The sequence below is a fragment of the Pseudomonas sp. 8 R 14 genome (assembly GCF_900005955.1).
GTDB lineage: Bacteria > Pseudomonadota > Gammaproteobacteria > Pseudomonadales > Pseudomonadaceae > Aquipseudomonas > Aquipseudomonas marginalis.
Map to the genome: position 1 here is coordinate 1 of NZ_CVTH01000071.1, position 6,291 is coordinate 6,291.

General features: G+C 56.4%; 4 protein-coding genes. 1 reads left to right on the top strand and 3 read right to left on the bottom strand.

The annotated features are described in order from the left end of the window. Positions 1–944 (bottom strand): hemagglutinin repeat-containing protein (locus BFQ01_RS17835; protein WP_256097756.1); only part of this gene is annotated, 944 nt, incomplete at its 3' end. A 410-nt stretch (positions 945–1,354) separates the two neighbouring features. Here BFQ01_RS17835 and BFQ01_RS17840 point away from each other — a divergent pair. After that, positions 1,355–1,612 carry a hypothetical protein gene (locus BFQ01_RS17840; RefSeq protein ID WP_027608116.1) on the top strand — a complete coding sequence of 86 codons (258 nt, stop codon included), beginning with the start codon at positions 1,355–1,357 and terminating at the stop codon, positions 1,610–1,612. A 207-nt stretch (positions 1,613–1,819) separates the two neighbouring features. On the opposite strand, the gene BFQ01_RS32365 is transcribed toward BFQ01_RS17840, so the two are convergent. Together BFQ01_RS32365 and BFQ01_RS17845 are read right to left on the bottom strand one after the other, a co-directional pair. Continuing rightward, a complete protein-coding gene (locus BFQ01_RS32365; RefSeq protein ID WP_141691291.1) occupies positions 1,820–2,395 on the bottom strand; it encodes a hypothetical protein in 576 nt (191 codons plus the stop codon). 2 nt (positions 2,396–2,397) lie between these two features. Next, positions 2,398–6,291, bottom strand: a 3,894-nt coding sequence (locus BFQ01_RS17845; protein WP_370671266.1) for a hemagglutinin repeat-containing protein, incomplete at its 5' end; no start/stop codon positions are given.

Sequence of the window (6,291 nt, forward strand, 5' to 3'; positions counted from 1 at the left end):
CGCCCAACCGCCAAGCTCTTGGAACTGTCCTTACTGGTCTGACTGGCCGTCTCCATCCCCGAAGTAACGGTGACATCAGCCCCACTCAACTCCATGTTCTTGGTGCTCACCAGATCACTGGCCACCACCTTCAACTCACGCCCCGCCGTCAACGACACATTGCCCGCGCTCGAACCAATCGTGCTGCCGGTCAAGGTCATTTCATTGGCCGTGCCGTTGTGCTTCGAGCTGTTTATGTACAGCTTCTGGTTGCCGGTCATGTCGTCCAGACCGAGCTTGTTGCCGGTCAGCACGCCGGTGAGGTCGCGATTTTTTTCCTTGTGCATGTCGATGCGGGCGAAGGTGTTTTGCGCCGCGTCGATGGTCAGGTCGCGGCCGGCCTGGACGGCGAGGTCGCCGGTGCTGACCAGGTTGGAACCGGTGACCGTGGCATCGCGTTTGGCCGCGACGGTGACGGTTTCGCCGGAGACCATGCTGCCCAGGGCGGTGGTGCGTTTTTCGTCGACTTTGTCCTGGACTTTGCTCGACTTGAGGCCGCCCCAGCTGCTTTTGCTTTCCTTGCGTTCGTGGCGGGCGCTGTCGGCGTTACTGACGGCGAGGATGTTCACGTCCTGGCCGGCCACCAGTTGCGTGGCGCCTTTTTCAGCAGTGACGGCACTCCCAGCCAGCAGCAGGTCGGCACCGGCGACGACTGTGCTGTTCGTCCCCGCGCTGACAAGGCTGCCAACGTTGTTCACGACGTCAGTTTCATCCAGGCGGAATTTCTTGCCCTGGGAGGTTTTCTTGGTCTTGCTGTAGAAGCTGTAGTCCTGGTCTTGCGCGGCTTTGAGCTCGAGGTTTTTGCCGGATACCAGGTACGCCTCGTTGCCGGCATTGACCTGGCTGGCGACCAGTTGCAGGTTCTGCCCGGCGCTCAGGGTGGCGTCGCCGCCGGCCTTGATCACGCTGGAGACTTGCTGGACGTGGTCTTCGATGCTTTTGATTTTTTCGAGTTGTAGGTCGAATGCTGCTCGTTGGCTGCCGCGATGGCGTTGAGGTTGGCGCCGGCTCGCAGGGCGACGTTGGCCTTTTGATGCCTTGCGTGTTTTTACGCTGAGGACTTATAGTCCGCCGGTCGTCCAAAAGGGCGATCGGATTTGGCGATCCGTTGACCGTATGCGAAAGCTTTCTGCTTGCTTGCAGGGGTTTCCGTACCCGCATCGCTGCTTTATGGCAGCTGTGCGCGGGAGACCTTCGGGTCTGCCGGAACTCGGTCCCGGTTCGCCAACCTGCGTACAGCTGTCACCCATTCGTTTGGCGACGATAGGTGACAGCTTTCATTACATCGACCGAGGCTTTACCTATGAATAGATACATGCCGCTTACAGGCCATGACTCAACCATCCCCGCGCTGGTGATCGACACGCAAGCGCCCCTAGATGTTCTCTATGATGCCGCCGCGTATCGCATTCGTGCGGTGACTCAGTTTTTGGAGAACCTCGCGTTTCGGGAAGAGATCAGCAGTGATGCGATTGTGCTTCACGATTTTGCGCTGTTACTGGCAATTCCGCTGCGAGATGGGTGTGATTTGCTGGATGTGATTGGCCGGAAGTTGAACTCAAAAATTTCATAAATAAAATGGGCGGTTATTTTAAAAACCGCCCAGCTTAAAAACTTCCCAGACAAATGAAATAAAAAAGCCAATTATTAAAGAACGTAACACCTCCAGATTTGCTTCTCCACAAGCATTCAAACAAAAACGTGGCCTGCCCCCTAATGGATAGCGCAATCACAGTTACGACAAACGACACAGTGAAATACTTGCACGTCACTGCACATCTTATTTAGCCTTTATTAATTGCATCCAATAGTTATATGTCTCTCGAAGCCGACCTAATGTCTTTGATCCATCAGCAATAGCGCACGCGAATGCATGAGCAACTCTTACTGGATTGGTAGGCAGCGAGCCAGATGCGGATATAACAGGCTGCCCGTAATCCGCCTGTTTCTTATTACCTCTTAACTGACTCCAGCTCAGTTCAGGGTTATTTCGAACCGCCACTTCACCATAATACATTCCAACTAAAACAGCCAAAGACATTGCCTCTTCGGATAGAACAGGTGTGTTCAAATCAGCCGTGCCGGCAATTGAATCGTTTCCTGTTTCGTTAACCGTTGATGACAGTTGCTCTTTATAAATCCGTGAAGCTAACCACTCAGCCACACCATCTAAAGATTCCGGGGAAAAATCCGCGTTCCAGCTTTCATATCCCGGCGTATGCCAAACAGCTTGAATTAACTCATCTAAACAGTAGGGTTTATTAAGCATAAAGAGTTCATAAAAACTATTTAGCTCTTTCGAATTCATAGATGAAAAAAAATCTGTGACTGGCGTATAGGCGGTTGTAAATTCCATAATCAATGCACCTTAATTTTGATTCCCGCGTCGGACAAAGCTTTTTCAAGGGCTGGCGCAGGTCCAACGCGTCCTGTGACGGGGCTCCTATAAAAATTCCATGTTACCCCATTAACCATACCGCGGCTCAGGAGCTCCGTATCCTTCATCACCTGAAGGGCTGTATTGGCGTCGAGTGAAGTGTATCCAACCTTGGACTCATGAGCCAAAGCACCTGGAGCTAGCTGGTCGACGACACGCACGCCTTGGGTCGTTTGGAAGGTAACTTGAGACTGACCACCCAATGGTTTTAGGGCATCCTCCCCGATTTTCCCTGTTGCTCCAATTCCGGCGGACGGATTAGGAGAAACAATTCGCGTCGCTCTATCCTCGGTCAACGTGTAGTAGTTACCATTACCGGCCAGAAACACCTGATTGCCATTGGCGTCCTGCGTTCCGGTAGGTTTGTAAGTCCCACCACCGGGGCCGTTCACGGTTCCATCAATTTCTTGTGTGTAGCCTTTGGGAACATTAAAGCTCGCGTCGTTTGCTGCTGATTTTCCGGTTCCGACAACTTTGGCCTCTCCAGAAATCAAAGTCGATGCAGGCACTTTTGTAGTAGACGTTAACCCTTTTAATCCGTACCCCCCAGCAATCGCCGCCGTGATGGCATGCATCGTCATGACAAAATCATACTGTTGCTCAACTTCCGCCCGCGTTTTCTCAGAACGGCTCGCAAGGTCCGTTATCACGATGTCGTGGAGAATGCTGGCATCGTCTAAGCCACGTAATGCAGCCTCGGCATTTTTTGCATCAGCCGGGTAAAGTTCTTTATAAAGCAGACGGACAGAGACAGGAGCCTCGTATTCCGCAAGAGCCTGACGTGCAGGTTCGATCAAACGACCGCAAGCGGAACTGGACAAATTTCCGGTAGTGCAGGCATCGCGAATCGCTTCATCTCGATCTTTATCGATAACGTTTATATACGCGAGTTCATCTTTTTCTTTGTCAGTGATGGTGCCCAGCATTTGCTTGCGTGAAAGCACAAACTTACGGGTCGCTTCCGGCACGCTGAGATAGTTATTCTCAACCGCATTCCTCCCAACCTGAGCCGCTGCCACCGCATCCAGTGCGCCCTTGCCGGACAACGATCCTGAAAGGCCACCCGCCAAGGTCGCGAGGCTGGAGATCGTCTGCTTTTGCGCCTGGGTCAGGTTCTCGTTACTGACATCGCCATACAGGTTCTCTTTGATCAGACGTGCGGTTTCCTCTGCCGCCACAGCACCGGCTGCACCAGCGAGTGCTGAGTTACCGCCAGCCTTGGCGAGCACAGCACCCAGTACCGCATGGGCCATCAGATTGGCTGTAGGGTCGCCCTTGGTCCTGTCCCTGATTGTTTCTGCCAGATATGGCGCCGCCGCCCCCGCCAACGCCCCACCTACGCTGCCACCCATCGCCGCTTGCACCACGGCAGTCACTGCCTGGCTGGCCTTCTGGAAGCTGCTGCCAACGCCATAATCCTGCTGGGCACGCTGGCTGATCTGAGCCTGTGTCGGATTGGCGATACCCTCATCAATCAACTTCAGGCGCGTGGCTTTGTTGACGTCACTGTTAGGGTCGTCAGCGGCCCTGATCCTGGCCGCAGCAATCGCATCACCAATGCCCTTGGTCAACTCCATCGAACTCTTGATCAGATCCATGCGTTCCTGCATGGCCTTTTCATCAGGCTTGTCGAGACGCTGGTTGGCGTTGGCGGTGTCGCGGTTCAGGCCGACCAGGTCACCCGCGCCTTCAGGGTTGCGCACCACGATCGTGCCTTCGCTGACGGCACTGCGCGTGTAGCTGTGGTCCGAATCGTTCAGCGACATTCCATACAAGGCACCCGGCGTGAGGGTAGTCGCGCCGCCACTGTAGGAACCGGAGACGCTGACGCCGGCCGATTGGCTCTTGATCTCGCTCTTATTCTTGATGTCGCTGACCAGCAGCCGATCGGTGAGCAGCAGGTTTTTGTCGGCCGTGGCTTCACTGGCAATCACCGCACCTTGCAGGGTGGTGTTTTTCGCCACATCGATGGTGTAGCCACCCTTACCGGCAAAGAAGCCGCTCTGGTCGGTCACCGCCTGGTAGTCGCTGTTCATCTTCGACGCCGCCAGGTTCGCGGACGCGGTTACCGGGGAGCCATAACAGATCGGCGGAATGCAGATGCTCGCACCGAAGCCTGCGCTGTTCTGCTTGCTCTTGGACGTTTCGGTGTCTTGGCGCGACAGAATGTTGAGGTTGCCGCCGATGGTGGCATCGATACGGTCAGCGCGTACCTGCGCGCCGATCAGGCTGGTGTCCTGGCCGCTGCGCAGCACCAGCGAGCCGGTGTCCAGAGTGGTGTTGACCTGGGTAACCGAGCCACCCGAGCCAAGGTTCTTGGCGGTTTGTGCACCGAGGTCGATGGTGAAACCGTTTTGCTCGCCTATGTTGAAGCTGGCACCGATAGCGGTCCTGTTGCGCGAACCGTCGTTTTTGCGGTCGGTGGTGTTCTGTGCGCTTTGCATCAGGATGTTGTTTTTCGCGGACAGCAACGTGCTGTCGGCTTTCAACGTACTGCCGGTAATCGTCAAGTCACCCACAGTGCCCGGCGCATCGCCCGCGGCGATGATCGACAGTTTACCCCCGGCGTTGAGGTTGCTCTGGTGAGCGGCCTGCGCCGTGTATTCGCTGCTGCTTTTGGTGCGGGTGTTGGCCAGTTCGGTACCGATCTTGATCAGTGACCCGTTGCCGGCAGAGCCACCGGTCTTGTCCTTGAAGCCGGTACTTTGTTTAGCGAGATCGCCCGCCTGGTTATTCAGGTTGTACATCGACAGCGCCGCCTGAGCGATCTTCACGGCCTTGAGGCGCGGATCGTCGGAGCTGCGCGCCGCCTCGGCTGCGTCGCGGATGCTGTTGGCGGTGTCGACCACGGTGCCCGCAATCACTCGCCCAACCGCCAAGCTCTTGGAACTGTCCTTACTGGTCTGACTGGCCGTCTCCATCCCCGAAGTAACGGTGACATCAGCCCCACTCAACTCCATGTTCTTGGTGCTCACCAGATCACTGGCCACCACCTTCAACTCACGCCCCGCCGTCAACGACACATTGCCCGCGCTCGAACCAATCGTGCTGCCGGTCAAGGTCATTTCATTGGCCGTGCCGTTGTGCTTCGAGCTGTTTATGTACAGCTTCTGGTTGCCGGTCATGTCGTCCAGACCGAGCTTGTTGCCGGTCAGCACGCCGGTGAGGTCGCGATTTTTTTCCTTGTGCATGTCGATGCGGGCGAAGGTGTTTTGCGCCGCGTCGATGGTCAGGTCGCGGCCGGCCTGGACGGCGAGGTCGCCGGTGCTGACCAGGTTGGAACCGGTGACCGTGGCATCGCGTTTGGCCGCGACGGTGACGGTTTCGCCGGAGACCATGCTGCCCAGGGCGGTGGTGCGTTTTTCGTCGACTTTGTCCTGGACTTTGCTCGACTTGAGGCCGCCCCAGCTGCTTTTGCTTTCCTTGCGTTCGTGGCGGGCGCTGTCGGCGTTACTGACGGCGAGGATGTTCACGTCCTGGCCGGCCACCAGTTGCGTGGCGCCTTTTTCAGCAGTGACGGCACTCCCAGCCAGCAGCAGGTCGGCACCGGCGACGACTGTGCTGTTCGTCCCCGCGCTGACAAGGCTGCCAACGTTGTTCACGACGTCAGTTTCATCCAGGCGGAATTTCTTGCCCTGGGAGGTTTTCTTGGTCTTGCTGTAGAAGCTGTAGTCCTGGTCTTGCGCGGCTTTGAGCTCGAGGTTTTTGCCGGATACCAGGTACGCCTCGTTGCCGGCATTGACCTGGCTGGCGACCAGTTGCAGGTTCTGCCCGGCGCTCAGGGTGGCGTCGCCGCCGGCCTTGATCACGCTGGA